Annotated in this window: 18 protein-coding genes and 1 riboswitch; of the genes, 10 read left to right on the top strand and 8 right to left on the bottom strand. The window is 67.0% G+C overall.

Features of this window, described 5'->3' with window-relative positions; translation table 11 throughout:
• Positions 1-26: 26 nt before the first annotated feature.
• A riboswitch (cobalamin riboswitch) is annotated at positions 27-231 on the bottom strand.
• A gap of 48 nt (positions 232-279) precedes the next feature.
• The 7 genes from E4487_RS01750 to E4487_RS01720 all read right to left on the bottom strand — a co-directional run bounded on the left by E4487_RS01750 (position 280) and on the right by E4487_RS01720 (position 10,219).
• Positions 280-1,929, bottom strand: coding sequence for an acyl-CoA dehydrogenase family protein (locus E4487_RS01750; protein WP_047591529.1), 1,650 nt, complete (start codon positions 1,927-1,929; stop codon positions 280-282).
• A complete protein-coding gene (locus tag E4487_RS01745; RefSeq protein WP_150606616.1) occupies positions 1,926-2,567 on the bottom strand; it encodes a TetR/AcrR family transcriptional regulator in 642 nt (213 codons plus the stop codon). The genes E4487_RS01750 and E4487_RS01745 overlap by 4 nt, the downstream gene beginning before the upstream one ends.
• A gap of 206 nt (positions 2,568-2,773) precedes the next feature.
• On the bottom strand, positions 2,774-5,161 hold the full coding sequence (locus E4487_RS01740) for a hybrid sensor histidine kinase/response regulator (RefSeq protein WP_175252584.1): 2,388 nt from the start codon (positions 5,159-5,161) through the stop codon (positions 2,774-2,776).
• Between the two features lie 136 nt (positions 5,162-5,297).
• Entirely contained in the window at positions 5,298-6,167 is an 870-nt protein-coding gene (locus E4487_RS01735; protein WP_134675739.1) for an ABC transporter substrate-binding protein, read from the bottom strand.
• Positions 6,164-8,140 carry a Fe(3+)-hydroxamate ABC transporter permease FhuB gene (gene fhuB / locus E4487_RS01730; RefSeq protein WP_175252583.1) on the bottom strand — a complete coding sequence of 659 codons (1,977 nt, stop codon included), beginning with the start codon at positions 8,138-8,140 and terminating at the stop codon, positions 6,164-6,166. The genes E4487_RS01735 and fhuB overlap by 4 nt, the downstream gene beginning before the upstream one ends.
• Before the next feature lie 2 nt (positions 8,141-8,142).
• On the bottom strand, positions 8,143-8,910 hold the full coding sequence (locus E4487_RS01725; RefSeq protein ID WP_047584710.1) for an ABC transporter ATP-binding protein: 768 nt from the start codon (positions 8,908-8,910) through the stop codon (positions 8,143-8,145).
• A 148-nt stretch (positions 8,911-9,058) separates the two neighbouring features.
• Positions 9,059-10,219, bottom strand: a complete 1,161-nt coding sequence (locus E4487_RS01720; RefSeq protein WP_037051786.1) for an MFS transporter — start codon at positions 10,217-10,219, stop codon at positions 9,059-9,061.
• 143 nt (positions 10,220-10,362) lie between these two features.
• Here E4487_RS01720 and E4487_RS01715 point away from each other — a divergent pair, with 143 nt between their 5' ends.
• The 5 genes from E4487_RS01715 (at position 10,363) to E4487_RS01695 (ending at position 14,369) form a co-directional block, all read left to right on the top strand.
• On the top strand, positions 10,363-11,160 hold the full coding sequence (locus E4487_RS01715; protein ID WP_037051623.1) for a hydroxymethylpyrimidine/phosphomethylpyrimidine kinase: 798 nt from the start codon (positions 10,363-10,365) through the stop codon (positions 11,158-11,160).
• Complete coding sequence (thiE, locus tag E4487_RS01710; protein WP_175252582.1) at positions 11,157-11,780, top strand: thiamine phosphate synthase; 624 nt, start codon at positions 11,157-11,159, stop codon at positions 11,778-11,780. The genes E4487_RS01715 and thiE overlap by 4 nt, the downstream gene beginning before the upstream one ends.
• Positions 11,781-11,803: 23 nt before the next feature.
• Positions 11,804-13,093: a glutamate-1-semialdehyde 2,1-aminomutase gene (hemL, locus tag E4487_RS01705; protein ID WP_037051619.1), complete on the top strand. Its 1,290-nt coding sequence runs from the start codon at positions 11,804-11,806 to the stop codon at positions 13,091-13,093.
• Positions 13,093-13,725, top strand: coding sequence for a hypothetical protein (locus tag E4487_RS01700; RefSeq protein WP_037051616.1), 633 nt, complete (start codon positions 13,093-13,095; stop codon positions 13,723-13,725). The genes hemL and E4487_RS01700 overlap by 1 nt, the downstream gene beginning before the upstream one ends.
• A gap of 95 nt (positions 13,726-13,820) precedes the next feature.
• Complete coding sequence (locus E4487_RS01695; protein WP_175252687.1) at positions 13,821-14,369, top strand: tetratricopeptide repeat protein; 549 nt, start codon at positions 13,821-13,823, stop codon at positions 14,367-14,369.
• A gap of 87 nt (positions 14,370-14,456) precedes the next feature.
• Here the strand turns inward: E4487_RS01695 and E4487_RS01690 are convergent, their stop codons facing one another.
• Complete coding sequence (locus E4487_RS01690; RefSeq protein WP_004424773.1) at positions 14,457-14,780, bottom strand: DUF1820 family protein; 324 nt, start codon at positions 14,778-14,780, stop codon at positions 14,457-14,459.
• A 221-nt stretch (positions 14,781-15,001) separates the two neighbouring features.
• On the opposite strand from E4487_RS01690, the gene miaB reads away from it, so the two are divergent.
• The 5 genes from miaB to lnt all read left to right on the top strand — a co-directional run bounded on the left by miaB (position 15,002) and on the right by lnt (position 20,359).
• A complete protein-coding gene (miaB, locus tag E4487_RS01685; protein ID WP_037051608.1) occupies positions 15,002-16,345 on the top strand; it encodes a tRNA (N6-isopentenyl adenosine(37)-C2)-methylthiotransferase MiaB in 1,344 nt (447 codons plus the stop codon).
• Between the two features lie 87 nt (positions 16,346-16,432).
• A complete protein-coding gene (locus E4487_RS01680) occupies positions 16,433-17,425 on the top strand; it encodes a PhoH family protein (RefSeq protein WP_037051606.1) in 993 nt (330 codons plus the stop codon).
• A complete protein-coding gene (gene ybeY / locus E4487_RS01675) occupies positions 17,418-17,897 on the top strand; it encodes an rRNA maturation RNase YbeY (RefSeq protein WP_037051603.1) in 480 nt (159 codons plus the stop codon). Before E4487_RS01680 ends, ybeY begins: the two co-directional genes overlap by 8 nt.
• Before the next feature lie 6 nt (positions 17,898-17,903).
• Positions 17,904-18,743 carry an HlyC/CorC family transporter gene (locus tag E4487_RS01670; RefSeq protein WP_047584688.1) on the top strand — a complete coding sequence of 280 codons (840 nt, stop codon included), beginning with the start codon at positions 17,904-17,906 and terminating at the stop codon, positions 18,741-18,743.
• A gap of 92 nt (positions 18,744-18,835) precedes the next feature.
• Positions 18,836-20,359: an apolipoprotein N-acyltransferase gene (gene lnt, locus E4487_RS01665; RefSeq protein WP_134675744.1), complete on the top strand. Its 1,524-nt coding sequence runs from the start codon at positions 18,836-18,838 to the stop codon at positions 20,357-20,359.
• Positions 20,360-20,444: the final 85 nt, after the last annotated feature.

The raw sequence follows: 20,444 nt of genomic DNA, 5'->3' as shown, positions 1-20,444 counted from the left end.
GCGACGATTCGGATGGGAGAAAGGGCAATACGCCCGTGAGCGATGGCAGGTCTCCTGGCTCACGGCTTGCCACTTCACCCGCCTTCCCGACCATCGTCAGTGGCACAAGGGGTGTCGTTCGCCGCTTACAGTTGCGGGGGCAGCCAGGGCCTTGGCGAGAGTCGCCGCACCCTGTTCCCTTTTCATCCGCGTGACGCGTGCGCACGCAGAACCATCGGCCGCCAGATTACTCGCCTGTTGCGCCAAAAAACAGCGCATCAGGCGATCGATGCCTGAACCTCAGGCCAGGTGTGGCGTGCTGCGCGCCAGCAGTGCCTCGACATCGACGCCGCGTGGCAAGGTCCCGTAGACCCGCCCTCGCCCTTCCAGACGGCTGGCGATGAAGGCATCGCTCACCAGGCTGTTGCCCGCCTCGAGCAGCAACTTGGCCTGCAGTGCCACGGCCATGTCCTCGGTGAGCTGGCGTGCGCGGTACTGGATGTCGGCGGTGTCACGGAAGTCCGCCTGCAGGCGCTGGATATGCGCCTTGAGGCGGGCATCACCATGGCCGTCACCCAGCTCGGCGAACAGCGCGTCGAGCACGCCGGGCTCCTTGGACAGCGCGCGCAGCACGTCCAGGCATTGCACGTTGCCCGAGCCTTCCCAGATCGAGTTGACCGGCGCTTCGCGGTACAGGCGCGGCATGATGGTTTCCTCGACGTAGCCGGCACCGCCCATGCATTCGCTGGCCTCGTAGATCATTTCCGGGGCGCGCTTGCAGATCCAGTACTTGCCCACGGCGGTGACCAGGCGAGCGAACTTGTCCTCCTGCTCGTCATGCTGATGGTCAAGCGCCCGGCCCATGCGCATGCACAGCGCCAGTGCCGCCTCGCTTTCCAGCGCCAGGTCGGCCAGCACGTTCTGCATCAGCGGCTGCTCGGCGAGCAGCTTGCCGCCGACCTGGCGATGCGCGCAGTGGTGCGCCGCATGGGTCAGGGCCTGGCGCATCAGGCTGCTGGAGCCGACCATGCAGTCGAAGCGGGTCATGGCCACCATCTCGATGATGGTCGGCACGCCGCGCCCCTCCTCACCCAGCATCCAGGCGAAGGCGCCACGGTATTCCACCTCGCTGGAGGCGTTGGCCCAGTTGCCCAGCTTGTTCTTCAGGCGCTGGACGTAGAACTCGTTGCGCGAGCCATCCGGGCGATGGCGCGGCAGGAGGAAGCAGGACAAGCCACGGTCGGTGTAGGCCAGAGTCAGGAAGGCGTCGCACATCGGCGCCGAGCAGAACCACTTGTGGCCGACCAGCTCGTAGCCCTGCCCCGGCCCGCCGAGGCCGATGGGATAGGCGCGCGTGGTGTTGGCACGCACGTCGGTGCCGCCCTGTTTCTCGGTCATGGCCATGCCGATGGTGACGCCGCTCTTCTGCTCCATCGGCAGGTTGCGCGGGTCGTACTCGGTCGCGAGGATCTTCGGCAGCCACTGCTCGGCGACGTTGGCCTGCAGGCTGATGGCCGGCACGGCGGCGAAGGTCATGGTCAGCGGACAACCGCTGGCGGCCTCGGCCTGGCTGTGCAGGTAGGTGAGACCGGCACGGGCGACATGGGCGCCAGCCCGGGGATCGGTCCAGGGCAGCGACGGCAGGCCATGCTCGATGGCCGTGCGCATCAGCTCATGATAGGCCGGGTGGAACTCGATCAGGTCGATGCGGTTGCCATAGCGGTCATGGCTCTTGAACACCGGCTTGTTCTCGTTGGCGAGGAACCCCGCCTGCATCAGCGCGCCACCGGCCAGGGCGCCGTAGGCACTCAGGCGCTCGTCCGCCCAGCCGCCGTCGTAGCGCCGAATCCACTCCTGCAGCGGCAGGTCGAGGCGGTAGAGATTGGCGCCGTCCAGGCTCGGTACCTGGTTGAACACCTCGTGGGTTTCGGCGTGCAGGCTGGGTTTCATCGCGTGGGCTCCTCGGCGCCGACGGCGCGCAGACAGAAGGTGGCAAGGCCGGCGCTGACCTGCGCCAGTTCCAGTGTGGGTTGTCCGGCTTCGCGGGCGGCGCGGGCTGGCGGAGACAGCGGTCCGACCAGGGCTTCGGCGATGGCGCCAACCAGGCAGGCTGCCACCAGGCCGATCCGTTCGACGCGAAACTCGCCGACGCGAACCCCCTCTTCGAGCAGCTCGCTGAACAGCTCGGCATAGGCCTCGCGGTAGAGCAGGCGCTGCTCGTCGACCTCCGGGTCGACCGGTTCGGCGATCAGGGCAAAGGCCAGGCGCCGGCTGTGCCAGGCACGGGCAGCGAACTGCTCGAGGCCGAGGCGCAGACGCTGCGTCGCGCTACCCGTGCCGCGCAGGGCGCTGGCCAAGGCATCGACCTCGCGCTGGCTGGCGCTGGCGAAGACTTCCGCGGCCAGCTCGCCCTTGCTGCGGAAATGGCGGTACAGGCTGCCGGTGGCGATACCGACATCCTCGGCCAGCGCCTGCATGGTCAGCGCGGCAAAACCACCGGCGCTGACCCGCTGCAGGGCACAGGCGAGGATGAGCTGGCGCTGCGCCTGGTCGCGGTCCAGTCGGGCTTCGGTGGTGCGATAGGCCATGATCTGAATCCTGATTCACTTTTTCCCAGTGAATCAGGATTCAGATCATGGCTAAAGGGGTGATCCGGCCAAATCTGCGGACGAACCGGGAAGCAAGTGGCGGCTCGTCAGCCCCGCAGTCAGCAGCGCCTGCCGCGAAGAAGGGAACAGAGCGGGAGCACCCGCCTCACCAGGCGGCGCCGGACAGGACGGCACCCGAGTGGCCCTCAGAGCGGCGCGGAGCCGCCGGAAACTGCCGCCGGGCGGCACAGCACCCAGTCGTGCAGCAGCACGCGCAGTTCCTCGAATTTGACCGGCTTGGCCAGGTAGTCGCTCATGCCGGCGGCCAGGCAGCGTTCGCGATCGCCGCTATGGCTGTGCGCCGTTATCGCCAGCACCGGCACCTCGGCGCAGCCAGGCAGGGCGCGGATCGCCCGGCACGTGGCGAAGCCGTCCATGACCGGCATCTGGCAATCCAGCAGCACGGCATCCACGGACTCTTCGCGCAGCAGCGTCAAGGCCTCCGCGCCGTTGTCGGCCGTGCGCACGCGGTAGCCGAGCTTGAGCAGCATGCCGCGTGTCACCAGCTGGTTGATCGCGTTGTCCTCGACGATCAGCACCGTGCACTGCTGCGCCTGGCGCTGCACCGTGCCACTCGACTGGCGCGGCAAACGGGCGACCGGCGTGACAGGCTGCTCGGGCAAGGTCAGCGGCACGTTGAGGCGAAAGCGGCTGCCAACGCCGGGTTGCGACTCGTGGCTAAGGCTGCCGCCGAGCAGGTCGACCAGGTGCCGGCAGATCGCCAGGCCAATGCCGAGACCGCCATATTTACGGGTCATGGAGCCGTCGAGTTGGTGGAAACGCTGGTAGAGGTCCCCCTCGACATGGGCGAAGCCGATCCCGCTGTCGCTGACCACCACACTGAGCGGCAGGTTGCTGCCAATGCTGCCGGCCCGGCCGACCTCCAGGGTCACGCCGCCCTCGCTGGTGAACTTGATGGCGTTGTCCAGCAGGTAGCCCAGCGCCTGCGCCAGCTTGGCGGCGTCCCCTTCGAGGGTGTCCGGCAGGCTGTCATCCAGCTCCAGGGTGAAACTCAGCCCCTTGTCCTCGGCGCGGGGGGCGTACTGGGCGCACAGCCCGTCGAGCAGCCCGCGCAGGCTGAAGGCGTCGCGCCGGGGGTAAAGCTTGCCGGCCTGCAGTTCGGTGAGGGCGAGGATGTCGTTGACCATGCGCATCATGTCGCGCGCCGAGGCAGCAGCCGTCTTCTGGTACTGCTCCAGTTCGACGTCCATCTTCACCGTCTGCATCAGCTCCAGCGAGCCGATCACGCCATTCATCGGCGTACGCAGCTCATGGGTGACGGTAGCGAGGAATTCGTCCTTGAAGCGGTTGCTGTCCGCCAGCTCCTGGTTCAGCGCCTCCAGCTTGCGCCCGGCCTCCTGCAGGATGCGCGTGCGCTCTTCCTTCATCGCGTTGATGCGGTCGGCCAGCGCCAGCGACAACAGGCCGACCTCCAGCGCAGAGCCGATCTGGCTGGCGTACATGGTGAGAAAGACGTTGGGCACATAGCCCAGCACCATCAGGGTGTTGACGATGCCGCCGACGAGGAAGGCGGTCCAGGCGAAGATGAAGTAGCGCGCCACACGCATGCCGCGCAGCCAGGCCAGGATGCCGGCAGCGAAGATCACCACGGTGAACAGCAGGGCCAGGTAGGTGGCCAGGCGCAGGGCCGTGGCGTAGCTGATGCACAGCGCCAGGATCATGACTGCGGCACCACTGGCCATGAGTACCAGCAGCAGGCGGTCGACCCACGGGCTGTGCTCGGCGGTGTGCAGGAAACTGCGGGCGAACTGACAGCCGAACAGCGCGGCGGAGCCGATCAGAAATGGCGTCGCGGCATTCGCCCACCAGGGGCTGTCGGGCCAGAAGTACTCGATGCCGGCACCGTTGACCGAGATCTGGTACAGGCCGAACGAGGCGATGTAGAGGATGTAGTAGAGGTAGCTGGTGTCGCGCACGCTGAGGAAGATGAACAGGTTGTACACCAGCATCACCAGCAGCACGCCGTAGATGATGCCGAGCACGTAGATGCGCCCGGGCTGCTCTTCCAGATAGGCATTGGGCGACCACAGGGTCAGCGGCGCCTGGATCGAGCCCTGGCTCTCCAGGCGCAGGTAGATGCGCTTGGTCTGCCCCGGTTCGAGGCTCAGCTCGAACAGGTAGTTGTTCTGACGAATCTGCCGGCTGTCGAACGGCAGTGCGTCGCCGGTGCGCTGGGCCAGGGCGAAACTGCCGCTGTCGTCGGGCAGGTAGAGTTCCAGATGGTCGAGCGGCGGGTAGGCCAGCTCCAGCAGCCAGCTGCGCGCGCCCTGCTCCTGCCGGGGCAGGTACTGCAGGTCCAGGCGCAACCAGAACACCGAGCGCGAATAGCCGGCATTGAGCACGGGCTTGTCATGCAGGCGAAAACTGCCCTGCACCGCCTGCGAGGAAACGTCGTCGATGCTGGCATCACCGCGCACGTCTTCGAAGACGTACATGCTCTGCCCCAGCGGCAGGGCACGCACCTGTTCGTCGAAGGTGACAGCGCCCACGAGCGAGGAAAAAACGAGGCTCATGACGAGCGCGAGCAGCCGGGACATACGACTCCACTAACACCTGTCGAACGATATCGGACTCCCATCAGCCCATGATCGATATCGCCACGCAGGGCAGACTTATATTCGAATCGCCCTACTCTAGGGACTGTCGAGGCTATTTGCCAGATTCGGCAGGCAGTTTAAGCAATGTCCCACCGATGGATTCGGCCAGGTACTGCAGGGAAAACACCCCACCGTAGGTCCAGGTCGAGGGCATCGCGGCGAAGCGTCCGCCGCGCACGAAAGGCATCGCCTGCCACAGCGGCGACGCGAACAGTTGCGCCTCCTGGGCGAAGGGCTCGATGTGCAGGACCACGCCGCGCTCGATATGCCCCAGCGTGGTGATGGGCACCTGGGTGATGCCCCAGGGGCTGGGCTCCAGCTGCAGCGCCGGCTGCAGGCCGAGCAGCGTCAGCGCATGCTGCGGCATGGAATTGGGACCGTTGATGAAGGCGGCCGTCGGCGAGGAGAAGCGAATCACCGTCACCGCCGGCAGTTGCCCCGCGAAATGTGTCTGCAGCCGCTCACGCAGCTGCACCAGCTCGGCATCCATCGCCTGCAGGCGGCGCCTGGCCAGCGCCTCACGCCCAAGGACACGCGCCAGGTCGAGGAATGCTTCGCGCTGCGCCTGCTGGTTGTCGTGCTGCTGGCCGAAGCCCGGGTACAGCTGCACTGGCGCGATGCGTTCGAGCAACGGACGGATGTCTTCGAGCTGGGGGGCGATGACGATCAGCTGTGGCTGCAGCTCGGCCAGCAACTCGAGATTCGGCTCCAGACGCGAGCCGGCCGACGGCACGCCATCCGGCAGGGTCGGCCGTACCACCCAGGTGCGATAGTCGCCGGCATCGGCGACGGTCAGCGGCGTGACGTCGAGCATCAGCAGGTGCTCCGCCGCCTCCCAGCTCAGCGCCGCGACCCGCGGCGCATCCTGGGCCCACAGGGGCGTCAGCCAGAGCAGCAGCAGACCGAACAATCCGGCTCTCATGCCAGCCTCCCGCGAATCAGCAGGTACACGAAGTAAGCGCCGCACAGTACCGAGGCGACGATGCCCACCGGAATCTGCAACGGGAAGATCAGCGTGCGCCCGGCCCAGTCCGCCAGCAGCATCAGCACCGCGCCCAGCGCCGCCGCCAGCAGCAGTTGCGGCAGCACCCGCCGCGCCCCGAGCAGCACGGCGATGTGCGGCGCCAGCAGGCCGAGAAAGGCCACCGGCCCGAGCAGGCTGGTGACCAGCGCGCAGAGCAGCGCCACCAGGACCAGCAGCGCCAGGCGCACGCGCGGCACGTCCAGGCCACGGCTGGCCGCCACGCCATCGCCGATCCCGATCAGCGTCAAGGCGCGCTGGAACAGTGCGGCCAGGCCGCCCAGCAACAGCACACCGGCGCTCAGCCACAGCGCCTGCGCGGGCGTGGAGCGGTAGGTGGAGCCGGCCAGCCAGCCCAGCAGCGCGAAGGAGTCCCCCGAGCCCTTGGCCAGCACGAACTGCAGCGCGGCATTGAGCAGCGCACCGAGGGAGATGCCCAGCAGCGCCATCAACGCCGGGGAGTAGCGATGCCGTCGGCCGAGCAGCATCAGCACGATCAGCACCGCCAGGCTGCCGAGGAAGGCCGCCAGCGGGGCCACGGCGCCGAGCACACCGCCGCCGAACAGCATCAGCGCCACCATCACTGCCAGGGTGGCGCCGGCCGACAGCCCGAGGATGTCCGGGCTGGCCAGCGGGTTGCGCAGCAGGCGCTGCAGCAGCAGGCCGGATATCGCCAGGCCCGCCCCCGCCGACGCGGCGGTCAGCACACGCGGCCAGCGCAGCGACCAGACCAGCGCCGACGGCCACTGCAGACGCCAGCCGTCCAGGCCACGGGCCAGCCCCAGTGCCAGCGTCAGCGCCAGCAGGGCGAACGCCGCCACCCACAGCGCGCTGCGCCAGCCGAAGCGCTCGGCCCCGGCCGGCAACTGCAGGCCGTGCGGGTCTTCGGCCGCCAGGTGCCGACGGGCCATCCACAGCAACACCGGCGCCCCGATCAGCGCAGCAGCCGCACCGCTGGGCACCAGCTGGCCGCCGATATAATTGGCCAGCAGCGCCAGTACGTCGGTGGCGAGCAGCAACAAGGCGCCGAGCAAGGTGCTGTAGAGCAGTTCGTCGCGTGCACTGCGGGCACCGAGCAGGCGCGCCAGGTTGGGCGTGAGCAGGCCGATGAAGCCGATCAGGCCGACCGCCGTGATCGACACCGAGCACAGCCACAGCGCCGCCAGGAACAGCGCCAGCATCACCGGCCACAGCGCCAGACCGCGCGCCTGGGCGGCGTCGCCACCCAGCTGCAGCAGGCTCAGCGGACGCGGCGCCAGGACCAGCACGGGCAGCGCCAGCAGCAACTTGGGCCACAGCCATTGCACCCAGTGCCAGTCGATCTGCGCCAAGTCACCCGCACCCCAGACGAACAGGCCCTGGGTGTACTGGTTGTTGATCAGCACCAGCCCCGCTGCCAGCGCCCCCAGCAGCAGGTTCATCGCCATGCCGCCGAGCACCAGCGGCAGGCCGCCGATACCGCTGCGACCGGCGATCAGCAGCACCAGGCCGACGGCCACCAGGGCACCGCCGAGGGCCGCCCACTGCCCCTGCTCGGCGGCGAAGGCGGGCAGCAGCAGCGTGGCCAGGACCAGCCCCAGCCAGGCGCCGGACGAGGCGCCAATGGTCATCGGCGACACCAGGCGATTCTGCGTGATCTGCTGCAACAGGCTGCCGGACAGGCCCAGCGCGGCGCCCGTCAGCAACGCCATGCTCAGCCTGGGCAACGCCGACAGCTGCAGCTGGAGGAACGCGAAGCTCTGCGCCGGCGCGCCCAGCAGCGCCCACAGCTCCAGCGGAGCGACCTCGGCCGCCAGCCACAGGTGCACCAGCATCAGCGGCAGCAGCGCGAGCAGTGTCAGAACGTGGCGTGCCGGCGCCGAAACTGCCGCCACGTTCAGGCCACCACGGCAATCTTGCGGGCGCCGCCGGGCTGCTCGATCAGTTCGATGTCGATGTCGTAGAGCTGGCTGAGCAGCGGCCCGTCGAGCAGCTCGTCCGGGCTGCCATCGAAGAAGATGCGCCCCTGTTTCAGCGCGATCACCCGGTCGGCATGCCGTGCGGTGAGGTTGATGTCATGCAGGATGGCGACGATGCCACGACCGCTGTCGCGGTTGAGCTGGCGCAGCAGGCCCATCAGCTCGTACTGGTGGGCCAGGTCCAGCGCCGAGGTCGGCTCGTCGAGCAGCAGCAGCGGCGAATGCTGGGCCAGCAGCATGGCGATCCAGGCCCGCTGCCGCTCGCCACCGGACAGGCCGTCGGCCAGCTGCTCGGCGTAGTGGGCGACATCGGTCTGCGCCAGTGCCTGATCGACCGCCGCATGGTCCTCGGCGCGCCAGCGGCCGAGCAGGCCACGCCAGGGGAAGCGTCCCAGGCGCACCAGCTCGCGTACGGTCAGCCCGGCGACGTCCGGCAGGTGTTGCGGCAGGAACGCCACGCGCCGGGCGAAGTCACGGGCGGAGAAACGCGACAGGGGCTGATCGTCGAGCTGCAGGCTGCCACGCGTCGGCTCCAGCTGACGCGCCAGCAGGTTCATCAGGGTGGATTTGCCCGAGCCGTTGTGGCCGAGGATCACGGTAAAGCGATCACCCTCGAGGTGCAGCTCGTCCAGGGCCAGGGTCACCCGCTCGCCACGGCGGACTTCGATATCACGCAGCTTCAGCACGACGAAGTCCCCGCCAGGCTGCGCACGGTCACATCGAACAGGGGGTGAAGGTCGGGCATCGCGACGAATCCGGGCGACATGAGATAAAGAGGGGCGAATTTAATCATCGATACGCATATGCATCAAATTATCATTCGCCACTGAAGTCTCACGCCGTGCCGGGCTTGCGCACCAGCAAGGGGAACAGCGCAGCCGTCAGCACCAGGCCGGCCGCCCCCACCCAGAACGGCACGACCTGGCCGTAATGACTGACCAGCAGGCCGGCACCGTAGGCCGAGCCCATGTTGCCCAGGCACTGGAAGATGTTGATCTTGCTGAAGTCCACCGCGTAGTGCTCCGGCGAGCTCAGCTCGAACAGCAGCGCATCGAGGCGCACCGTGACCTGATACAGCGCCCAGCCGAACAGCACCCGCCCGAGCAGGATCAGCCACTGGTCGGCGAAGCCCTGGATGAAGGTGGCGACGGCGCCCAGCAGCAGGCCGGCGAGGATGCCGTCACGGGTGTTGCCCTGCCGGGTAGCACGACGTCCCCACCACAGTGCCAGCACGGCCACCGCTCCCGGCAGCGAATAGACGAAGCCAGCGGCCATCTCGCTGTTCCAGTGCGCCACCTGCTGCCAGTACACGGCGAAGAACGGGCGAGTGATGTAACCCACGCAGTAGAACAGCAGCATCACCACGCACAGCCGGTAGATGGCGGGCAGGCTGCGCGCCGTGTTACGCACCGGCGCCTCGTCGCTCGCAGGCTGCTCGCCGGGCGCGGGCAGATAGCCGCGCACCAGGTGCATGCAGATGGCCATCTGGATGAAATCGCCGGCCGCCATCACCAGGAACACGTCGCCGATGTTCATGACCTGCAGGACCAGGCCACCCAGCGCGGCACCGAGAATGGCACCGAAGTGCACCACCACCGACAGCGTGCCGATGGTCTGCGTGTGATTGTCCTGCTGCTGCAGGCTCATCACGTAGGGGTACATCAGCAGGTAGCTGCCCTTGAACAGCACCATCACCAGCGACACCACCCAGAACAGCGGCAGCGAGTCGATGAAGTAGCAGGCAGCGGTGAGGCTGCCGGCCATGAACTGCGCGCTGATCAGGATCCGCACCGGGTGCACGCGCTTGGCCAGGCGCGCCCAGAGCGGAAACACCGCCATCACCACCAGGCTGACCACGGCCAGGTAGAGGCCGACGTACTGTTCCGGCGGATTGCCGAAGCGCTCGGCGAAATACTGTGGGTAGAACGGGATGATCAGGTTATCGGTGATCACCGCCAGGGCGGTCATCATGATCAGGCAGGTACGCAGAGGCATCGGCAGCAATCGGGCAAGGCGGCAGGACCGCGCATGATGCCACTTCCAGGCAGGCGAACGCCAATACAGACGAGAATCAGAAAGGCTAACGCCAGGCATGCCGTGCAGCCGTCTGAGCCTGGTTAGTGATAAGCTCGCGCACCATGAAAACGCCAAACTCCCGCCCCGTAGTGCTCTGCATGTCCGGCCACGACCCCAGCGGTGGTGCCGGCCTGCAGGCCGATATCGAAGCCCTGCTCGCCCAGGGTTGCCACGCCGCCCCGACGGTAACCGCGCTGACCGTGCAGGACACGGTCAATGTCAGCGACTTCCGCGTGCTCGACCGCGACTGGGTGCTGGCCCAGGCCCGCGCCGTGATCGCCGACCTGCCGGTCGCGGCAGTCAAGCTGGGCATGCTCGGTTCGGTGGAGATGGTCGATACCGTGCTCGAGGTGATGAGCCAGCTGCCCGGCGTACCGCTGGTCTGCGACCCGGTGCTGCGTGCCGGCGGCGGCGGTTCGCTGGGCAGGGACGACGTCGGCTACGCCATGCGCGAGCGGCTGTTCGCCGTGTCCACCATCGCCACACCGAACCTGCCGGAAGCCCGTATCCTGGCCGAACTGCCAGACGGCAGCGCCGACGCGTGCGCCGACAAGCTGCTGCCCTTCATCGAACACCTGCTGATCACCGGCGGCCACGGCGACGAAGCCGAGGTGCACAACCGCCTGTACAGCCGCGATGGCAGCCGCCACACCTTCACCTGCGCCCGCCTGCCCGGCAGCTACCACGGTTCCGGCTGCACCCTGGCCAGCACGCTCGCGGGCCGCCTGGCCCTGGGCGAGGAACTGGTCAGCGCCGTGCGCAGCGCCCTCGACTACACCTGGCGCACCCTGCGCGACGCCGAACAACCGGGTCACGGCCAGTACGTGCCGCGCCGCCTGCCCCTGGACTTCGGCGCATGACCTTGCGCGGCCTTTACGCCATCACCGACACCCCGTTGCTGGCCGGCGGCAGGCTGCTGCCCTACGCCGAGGCGGCCTTGCGCGGTGGCGCGCGCCTGCTGCAGTACCGCGACAAGTCCGGCGACGACGCCCGCCGTTTCGATGAGGCCCAGGCGCTGGCCGAGCTGTGCCGGCACCACGACGCCATGCTGATCATCAACGACGACCTGGAGCTGGCCGCACGCCTGGGCGTGGGCCTGCACCTGGGACAGGGCGACGGTTCGCTGGCCGCGGCCCGTGCCCGCCTGGGCGGCGACTGCGTGCTCGGCGGCACCTGCCATGCCCAGCTGGAGCTGGCCGAGCGCGCCGTAGCCGAGGGCGCCAGCTACATCGCCTTCGGACGTTTCTTCAACTCCAACACCAAACCCGGTGCCCCTGCCGCCACCGTGGAGCTGCTGGATCAGGCCAGTGCGCGCTTCGACCGGCCCATCGTCGCCATCGGTGGCGTGAGCCTGGACACCGCCCCCGGCCTGATCGCCCGTGGCGCCAGCATGGTCGCCGTGATCCACGCCCTGTTCGCTGCGGACTCCGCCTCCGAGGTGGAAGACCGCGCCCGCGCCTTCGCGGCGCTGTTCGATTGACCCTTTTGCAGAGAGAACCCGTCATGTCCCGCTCCGAGATCCTCTTCGCCAACGCCCAGAAGCACATCCCCGGCGGCGTCAATTCGCCGGTACGCGCCTTCCGCAGCGTCGGCGGCACCCCGCTGTTCTTCAAGCATGCCGAAGGCGCGTACGTGGTCGATGAAGACGACAAGCGCTACGTCGACTACGTCGGCTCCTGGGGCCCGATGATCCTCGGCCACAGCCATCCCGAGGTGCTCGACTCGGTCCGTCGCCAGCTCGACCACGGCCTCTCCTACGGCGCACCGACCGCGCTCGAGACCGAGATGGCCGAGCTGGTCTGCGGCCTGGTGCCGTCGATGGAGATGGTGCGCATGGTCAGCTCCGGCACCGAGGCGACCATGAGCGCCATCCGCCTGGCCCGTGGCTACACCGGCCGCGACAGCATCATCAAGTTCGAGGGCTGCTACCACGGTCACTCCGACAGCCTGCTGGTCAAGGCCGGCTCCGGCGCCCTGACCCAGGGCGTGCCGAACTCCGCCGGCGTACCGGCGGCCTTCGCCAAGCACACCCTAACCCTGCCCTTCAACGACATCGACGCCGTGGCCGAGTGCCTGGCCCAGGTCGGCAACGAAGTGGCGTGCATCATCGTCGAGCCGGTGGCTGGCAACATGAACTGCGTACCGCCGGCGCCGGGCTTCCTCCAGGGCCTGCGCGAGCAGTGCGACAAGCACGGCGTGGTGCTGATCTTCGACGAAGTGATGACCGGCTTCCGCGTCGCCCTCGGCGGCGCCCAGGCGCACTACGGCGTCGACCCCGACCTGACCACCTTCGGCAAGATCATCGGCGGCGGCATGCCGGTCGGCTGCTTCGGCGGCAAGCGCGCGATCATGGAATGCATCGCCCCGCTCGGCCCGGTCTACCAGGCCGGCACACTGTCGGGTAACCCGCTGGCCATGGCCGCCGGCCTGACCACCCTCAAGCTGATCAGCCGCCCGGGCTTCCACGCCGAGCTGAGCGACTACACCTCGCGCATGCTCGCCGGCCTGCAGGAGCGCGCCGATGCCGCCGGCATTCCGTTCGTCACCACGCAGGCAGGCGCCATGTTCGGCCTGTACTTCAGCGGCGCCGACGACATCGTCACCTTCGCCGACGTGATGGCCAGCGACAGCGCGCGCTTCAACCGCTTCTTCCACCTCATGCTCGAGGGTGGCGTGTACCTGGCGCCAAGCGCCTTCGAAGCCGGCTTCACCTCGATCGCCCATGGCGACAAGGAACTGGAGATCACCTTCGCTGCGGCCGAACGCGCCTTCGCCGAACTGAAAAAAGCCTGATGCAGTACAGCACCGCCTGCAGCGATGCCCTGCTGGCCATCGCCTGCGCCACGTGCGCCTGGCTCATCGGCCGGGCACGCGGGCGTCATGGCGAAGGCGATCAGCCGGCACTGTTCTGTGCACTGCTGGGCTTCCTGTTGCCGGCGGCGGCCGCCAGCGTCGGCGTGGTGCGCTACGGCTTCGACCCGAGCTGGCAAGGCGCACACCTGTGGCTGAGCCAGGCCAGTGCCTTCCTCGGTCTGCCACTGCTGGGCGCTGCGGCACTGGCGCTGGGCCGTGGCTGGGCCTGGAGCCGACCGAACTGGGGGCGCATCCTGCTTGGACTGTGCGCCTTCTTCGAGCTGTTCCGCCAGCTCGGCTACCTCGAGGACTACCGCCTGGCGCTGAATCTGCTCACCCTGGTGCTGATTCTCTATGCGGGCGCCATGCAATGGCCGCAGCGCCGCGCACTGCTCGCCGCCGTCGGTGTCGTGGGCCTGTTCCTGCTCGCCGGCATCGGAGTGGGCAGCACGGGCAAGATCGGCCCGCTGCTGCGCGTGGACCTGTTCCACGTGCTGCTCGCACTGGCCTATCCGCTGCTGGCCTGGTTGCTGCTGAGCCTGCCGGGAAGTGCGACGAAACAGGCTTTGTAACAAGCGGGCGGTTTATTCCATAATGCGCCGGTCGGCACGCATCGCGTCGACCGGGCATGTCTCCCGCCCTGAACTGCCGAGGTCCCGTTATCCAGATGAACCGCACCGGCCGCACCCTGTCACTGGGCTGCCTGTTGCTTTTCCTCCCGCTGTTTGCATCCGCAGGCGGCAACTCCCTGCTGATTCCCGCAACCGGCAGTTGCGCCCTGAACGCCACCCCCGACGATATGCCCGATGCCCTGGCGAACTGCCAGGAGATGGCGCGTGGCGGCGATATGCAGGCAGCCTTCGAGCTCGGCGAGTACTACTACGATGGCAAGCGCACCCCGCGTGACCTCAAGCAGGCGCTGACCTGGTTCGAGCGGGCGTCGCTGCAGGGCCACGCCGAAGCGCAACTGCGCCTGGGCACCATGTTCTTCCGTGGCGAAGGCGTACCGGCCAACAACGTGCAGGCCTATATCGTCCTGAAGATGGCGTCGGTCAATGGCTCGGACGAAGCCATGGACAGCGCCGACCTGGTATCGGCGCAGATGCGTCGCGACGAGCTGGAAATCGCCAGCCAGGTGCTGGGGCAGATCTTCCGTAGCTACCTGCTGGAACTGCAGACCGCCGAAGGTCGCTCGCCCTTCTCGCCACTGCCCTGAAAAAGCAGCCGCAAGCGGCAAGTCCCAGGTAACAGCCACGCCAACACCGAACCCACTTGCAACTTATGGCTTGCTGCCTTCTTGCCGTTACTTGTCCGGCATCGGCATGGGGAACGGCATCACGTTGCCGCCACCCTTGGCTTCGCTGATCTTCGCCGTACCCAGGCGCTCCACCTCGTCGATGCGGATGATCGCGTGCATCGGCACGAAGCTGCGCACCACGCCCTCGAACTGCGCCTTGAGCTTCTCCTCGCTGGGGTCGACCACCAGTTGGCTACGCTCGCCGAAGACGAACTCCTCCACCTCCAGAAAGCCCCACAGATCGCTCTGAAAGATCTGCTTGGCATACATCTCGTACACCTGGCCCTGGTTGAGGAAAATCACCTTGTAGATGGGGTCACGCTTGCTCATGGAGACTCGAAGTCAGGAAAAACGGGGCGCGCAGGATAGCACAAGGCCGAAAGCTGCAAGCTAGCGTAGCCCGGATGCAATCCGTGAATGCAGTGCCCCAGGACATCCGCCGCGGATTGCATCCGGGCTACCTGAGCCTCGGGAGTCATTCGCCGCTTGTAGCCTGTTGCCTGCCTCTCCCCTATAATGCGCGGTCATTTTTTAACCAACCAGACAGTGCCATGACCAAGAAGCTCTATATCGAAACCCACGGTTGCCAGATGAACGAGTACGACAGCTCGCGCATGGTCGACCTGCTGGGCGAGCATCAGGCCCTGGAGGTTACGGAAAAGCCCGAAGAAGCCGACGTGATCCTGCTCAATACCTGCTCGATCCGTGAGAAGGCCCAGGACAAGGTGTTCTCCCAACTCGGCCGCTGGCGCGAACTGAAGCAAGCCAACCCGGACCTGGTGATCGGTGTCGGCGGCTGCGTGGCCAGCCAGGAAGGCGCCGCCATTCGCGACCGCGCGCCCTATGTCGACGTGGTGTTCGGCCCGCAGACCCTGCACCGTCTGCCGGAAATGATCGACGCCGCGCGCGTGACCAAGACTGCCCAGGTGGACATCAGCTTCCCCGAGATCGAGAAGTTCGACCGCCTGCCCGAGCCGCGCGTCGACGGCCCCAGCGCGTTCGTCTCGGTGATGGAAGGCTGCAGCAAGTACTGCACCTTCTGCGTGGTGCCCTACACCCGTGGCGAGGAAGTCAGCCGGCCACTGGCCGACGTGCTGCTGGAGATCACCCAGCTCACCGACAAGGGCGTCAAGGAAGTCACCCTGCTCGGGCAGAACGTCAACGGCTACCGCGGCGAGACGCCGGATGGTCGCATCGCCGACTTCGCCGAACTGCTGCATGCCGTGGCCGCCCTCGACGGCATCGAGCGCATCCGCTATACCACCAGTCACCCGCTGGAGTTCTCCGACGCGATCATCCAGGCCCACGCCGAGATTCCGCAGCTGGTCAAATACCTGCACCTGCCGGTGCAGTCCGGCTCCGACCGCATCCTCGCGGCGATGAAGCGCAACCACACCGCGCTGGAGTACAAGTCGCGCATCCGCAAGCTGCGCGCAGCGGTGCCGGACATCCTGATCAGCTCGGACTTCATCGTCGGCTTCCCCGGCGAGACCGAGAAGGATTTCGAGCAGACCATGAAGCTGATCGATGACGTCGGCTTCGACTTCTCCTTCTCCTTCATCTACAGCTCGCGCCCCGGCACGCCGGCCGCCGACCTGCTCGACGACACCCCGGACGAGGTGAAGAAACAGCGCCTGGCCCTGCTCCAGCACCGCATCAGCCAGAACGGTTTCGAGAACAGCCGGCGCATGGTCGGCACGGTGCAGCGCATCCTGGTCAGCGATTACTCGAAGAAGGACCCGGGCATGCTCCAGGGCCGCACCGAGCAGAATCGTATCGTCAATTTCCGTTGCGACAATCCGCGCCTGATCGGCCAGTTCGTCGACGTGCACATCGACGATGCCCTGCCGCACTCGCTGCGTGGCACCCTGCTGGACGCCGAGACCCTCCACTAACGTCGCGCTCGCCCACACTTTGCGTTGTGGGCAGCCAGCGTTATGCTGCCTTCAACTACCCAGCCAAGTGACGATCACAACATCACCTTGAACGCCTCCCTAGAACCCCATCGCTTCACCCTCGAACCCTTCGAGGCCCGCCGTTTCGCCAATCTCTGCGGCCAGTTCGACGAGCACCTGCGCCTGATCGAGGAACGCCTCGGCCTGGAAATCCGCAACCGTGGCAACCAGTTCGAAATGCTCGGCAGCGCCGACAAGACCCTGGCCGCCGAAACCCTGCTGCGCAAGCTGTACCGCGAAACCAAGGCCACCGAGCTGTCGCCGGACCTGGTGCACCTGTACCTGCAGGAGTCCGGGGTCGAGGAGCTGGTCAACCCGAGCAACACCCCACAGGTGACCCTGCGCACGCGCAAGGGCGTGATCAAGCCGCGTGGCGCCAACCAGCAGCGCTACGTCAAGGCGATCCTCGACAACGACATCAACTTCGGCATCGGCCCCGCCGGTACCGGCAAGACCTACCTGGCCGTGGCCTGCGCGGTGGACGCGCTGGAGCGCGAGCAGGTGCGGCGCATCCTGCTGGTGCGCCCGGCGGTGGAAGCCGGCGAGAAGCTCGGCTTCCTGCCCGGCGATCTGGCGCAGAAGATCGACCCCTACCTGCGCCCGCTGTACGACGCCCTGTACGAGATGCTCGGCTTCGACCACGTGGCCAAGCTGATCGAAAAGCAGGTGATCGAGATCGCCCCGCTGGCCTACATGCGCGGGCGCACGCTCAACAATAGCTTCATCATTCTCGACGAAAGTCAGAACACCACCGTCGAGCAGATGAAGATGTTCCTCACCCGTATCGGTTTCGGCTCCACTGCCGTGATCACCGGCGACATCACCCAGGTCGATCTGCCACGCGGCACCAGGAGCGGCCTGGCGCACGTGATCGAAGTGCTGCGCGACGTCCCCGGCATCAGCTTCACCCACTTCCTGCCCAAGGACGTGGTCCGCCACCCGCTGGTGCAGCGCATCGTCGAGGCCTACGAGCGCCACGATGCCCGCCAGCAGAGCAAGGCCGAGGGCAAGGATGCTTGAGCTGGATCTGCAGCTGGCCACAGACGGCCAGCATCCTGACGCGGCCCTGCTGCGACAGTGGTGCGAACTGGCGCTGCGCCAGCGCACGGCCGATTCCGAGCTGACCATCCGCCTGGTCGACGAGGCCGAGGGCCGCGAACTCAACCACACCTGGCGACACAAGGACTACGCCACCAACGTATTGTCCTTCCCCGCCGACGTGCCGGAAGGCATTCTCGACATCCCGCTGCTGGGCGACCTGGTGATCTGCGTACCGGTGGTCGAGCGCGAAGCGGCCGAACAGGGCAAGACGCCGGAGGCACACTGGGCCCACCTGGTGATCCACGGCTGCCTGCACCTGCTGGGCTATGACCACATCGAGGAAGATGAAGCCCTCGAGATGGAAGATCTGGAACGACAATTGCTCGCCGAACTGGGTCATGCCGACCCGTATGCGGACGACGAATCTCCTATTGATAAGGATCCCGAGTAAAACGCCATGAGCGAAGACCGATCGAGCAACGAGCAGAAGTCCTGGTTCAACAAGCTGACCCAGGCTTTTGCTCATGAGCCGAGAAACCGCCAGGAACTGCTGGAAGTCCTGCGCGATGCCCACCAGAACAAATTGCTCGACAGCGAGGCGCTGACCATCGTCGAAGGCGCCATTCAGGTCGCCGACCTGCAGGTACGCGACATCATGGTGCCGCGCTCGCAGATGATCAGCATCAAGGCCAGCCAGACTCCCCGCGAATTCCTCCCTGCCATCATCGACGCCGCGCACTCGCGCTACCCGGTGATCGGCGAAAGCCTCGACGACGTCATCGGCATCCTGCTGGCCAAGGACCTGCTGCCGCTGATCCTGCAGGGCGAGCAGCCCAGCTTCAACATCAAGGACCTGCTGCGCCCGGCCACCTTCGTGCCCGAGTCCAAGCGCCTCAACGTGCTGCTGCGCGAGTTCCGCGCCAACCACAACCACATGGCCGTGGTGATCGACGAATACGGCGGCGTCGCCGGCCTGGTGACCATCGAGGACGTACTGGAACAGATCGTTGGCGACATCGAGGACGAGCATGACGTCGAAGAGGACGGCTACATCAAGCCACTGCCGTCCGGCGACTACCTGATCAAGGCCCTGACGCCCATCGACAGCTTCAACGAAACCTTCGACAGCGAGTTCTCCGACGACGAGTACGACACCGTCGGCGGCCTGGTGATGAACGCCTTCGGCCACCTGCCCAAGCGCAACGAAGTGACCGAGATCGGCGAGTTCCGCTTCCGCGTGCTCAACGCCGACAGCCGGCGCATCCACCTGCTGCGCCTAACCCCGGTCAGTCGCTGACCCCTCGCCCTCTCCGCCGGGAGAGGGCGAACGCTTTCCCCCGCCTCGATTCCGCTCTACCCTTGCGCCACCCCGCATCCAAGGATCTGCTCATGTTGCAATGGATCACCCGTCCGGGCTGGCCCGGCCACCTGCTCGCCTGTGGCGCCGGCGCCCTGACCACCCTGGCTCTGGCGCCCTTCGATCTCTGGCCGCTGGCCGTGCTGTCCATCGCCCTGTTCTACCTGGGGCTGCGCCAGCTGAGCCCGAAGCAGGCGGCGCTGCGCGGCTGGGCCTACGGCTTCGGTCTGTTCGCCTCCGGCACCAGCTGGGTGTACGTCAGCATCCATGACTACGGCGCCGCCTCGCCTGCCCTGGCCGGCATCCTCACCCTGGGTTTCGTCGCCGGCCTGGGCCTGTTCTTCGCCCTGACCGCCGCACTCTGGGCACGTTGGCTACGGCGCAGCGAGGCACCACTGGCCGATGCCCTGGCATTCGCCGCACTGTGGGTCCTTCAGGAAGTGTTTCGCGGCTGGTTCCTCACCGGCTTCCCCTGGCTCTACGCAGGCTACAGCCAGCTCGACGGCCCGCTGAACGGCCTGGTCCCGGTCGGCGGCGTGTGGCTGGCGTCCTTCCTGATCGCGCTCTCCGCCGCCCTGATCGTCAACCTCGAGCGACTGCGCCCGCACAAGCCACGCTACATCGCCGCCCTGGCGCTGCTCATCGCGCCCTGGGTGGCCGGTCTGTCACTGCAGGGGCACAGCTGGACCTACCCCTCCGGCAACAGCCTCAGCGTGGCGGCCGTGCAGGGCAACGTCGAGCAGAACATGAAGTGGGACCCCGCCCAGCTCAATGCACAGCTGGCGCTGTATCGCGACCTCAGCTTCAGCGCGGAGCAGGTGGACCTGCTGGTCTGGCCGGAAACCGCCATCCCGGTCCTCAAGGACCTGGCCCAGGGCTACATCGGCGTGATGGATCGCTTCGCCCGTGATCGTCAGAGCGCGCTGATCACCGGCGTGCCGGTGCGCCAGTCCAACGAACGCGGCGAACAGCGCTACTACAACGCGATCACCAGCCTGGGCGACGCCCAGGGCACCTACCTGAAACAGAAACTGGTGCCGTTCGGCGAATACGTGCCGCTGCAGGATCTGCTGCGCGGGCTGATCGCATTCTTCGACCTGCCCATGTCCGACTTCGCCCGCGGGCCGGCCGAGCAGCCGCCGCTGCTGGCCAAGGGGTACAGCATCGCACCGTTCATCTGCTACGAAGTGGTCTACCCGGAATTCGCGGCGGCACTGGCGGCGGACAGCGACATCCTGCTGACGGTGAGCAACGATGCCTGGTTCGGCACCTCCATCGGCCCGCTGCAGCACCTGCAGATGGCACAGATGCGGGCGCTGGAGGCCGGGCGCTGGATGATCCGCGCCACCAACAACGGCATGACCGTGGTGATCGACCCGCAGGGCCGCATCCAGTTCAGCCTGCCGCAGTTCGAGCGCGGCGTGCTGTACGGCGAGGTCCTGCCGATGCGCGGGCTGACCCCGTACCTGCAATGGCGCATCTGGCCGCTGGCCATTCTCTGCGCCCTGCTGCTCGGCTGGGCGCTGCTGGCCAGCCGCATGGCCAAAACGCTGTAGAGACACTTCGCAGGGGCCCGCTTGCGGGCGATCAGTGCGGCCGAGGTGCTCGCAAGATCGCTGACAAGCCGGCGCCGGCAAGATC

It is taken from the genome of Pseudomonas sp. BMW13, assembly GCF_013357275.1.
Classification (GTDB): domain Bacteria; phylum Pseudomonadota; class Gammaproteobacteria; order Pseudomonadales; family Pseudomonadaceae; genus Aquipseudomonas; species Aquipseudomonas khazarica.
The sequence above is the reverse complement of the archived record's forward strand: the minus strand, read 5'-3'. Positions and strand labels throughout refer to the sequence as shown.

Excerpts from the sequence above, each read along its gene's own strand:
- E4487_RS01750 (WP_047591529.1), bottom strand. The coding sequence starts at position 1,929 with ATGAAACCCAGCCTGCACGCCGAAACCCACGAGGTGTTCAACCAGGTA.
- E4487_RS01745 (WP_150606616.1), bottom strand. The coding sequence starts at position 2,567 with ATGGCCTATCGCACCACCGAAGCCCGACTGGACCGCGACCAGGCGCAG.
- E4487_RS01735 (WP_134675739.1), bottom strand. The coding sequence starts at position 6,167 with ATGAGAGCCGGATTGTTCGGTCTGCTGCTGCTCTGGCTGACGCCCCTG.
- ybeY (WP_037051603.1), top strand. The coding sequence starts at position 17,418 with ATGCTTGAGCTGGATCTGCAGCTGGCCACAGACGGCCAGCATCCTGAC.
- hemL (WP_037051619.1), top strand. The coding sequence starts at position 11,804 with ATGTCCCGCTCCGAGATCCTCTTCGCCAACGCCCAGAAGCACATCCCC.
- E4487_RS01720 (WP_037051786.1), bottom strand. The coding sequence starts at position 10,219 with ATGCCTCTGCGTACCTGCCTGATCATGATGACCGCCCTGGCGGTGATC.
- thiE (WP_175252582.1), top strand. The coding sequence starts at position 11,157 with ATGACCTTGCGCGGCCTTTACGCCATCACCGACACCCCGTTGCTGGCC.
- lnt (WP_134675744.1), top strand. The coding sequence starts at position 18,836 with ATGTTGCAATGGATCACCCGTCCGGGCTGGCCCGGCCACCTGCTCGCC.
- E4487_RS01715 (WP_037051623.1), top strand. The coding sequence starts at position 10,363 with ATGAAAACGCCAAACTCCCGCCCCGTAGTGCTCTGCATGTCCGGCCAC.
- E4487_RS01670 (WP_047584688.1), top strand. The coding sequence starts at position 17,904 with ATGAGCGAAGACCGATCGAGCAACGAGCAGAAGTCCTGGTTCAACAAG.
- E4487_RS01740 (WP_175252584.1), bottom strand. The coding sequence starts at position 5,161 with ATGAGCCTCGTTTTTTCCTCGCTCGTGGGCGCTGTCACCTTCGACGAA.
- E4487_RS01690 (WP_004424773.1), bottom strand. The coding sequence starts at position 14,780 with ATGAGCAAGCGTGACCCCATCTACAAGGTGATTTTCCTCAACCAGGGC.
- E4487_RS01695 (WP_175252687.1), top strand. The coding sequence starts at position 13,821 with ATGAACCGCACCGGCCGCACCCTGTCACTGGGCTGCCTGTTGCTTTTC.
- miaB (WP_037051608.1), top strand. The coding sequence starts at position 15,002 with ATGACCAAGAAGCTCTATATCGAAACCCACGGTTGCCAGATGAACGAG.
- E4487_RS01700 (WP_037051616.1), top strand. The coding sequence starts at position 13,093 with ATGCAGTACAGCACCGCCTGCAGCGATGCCCTGCTGGCCATCGCCTGC.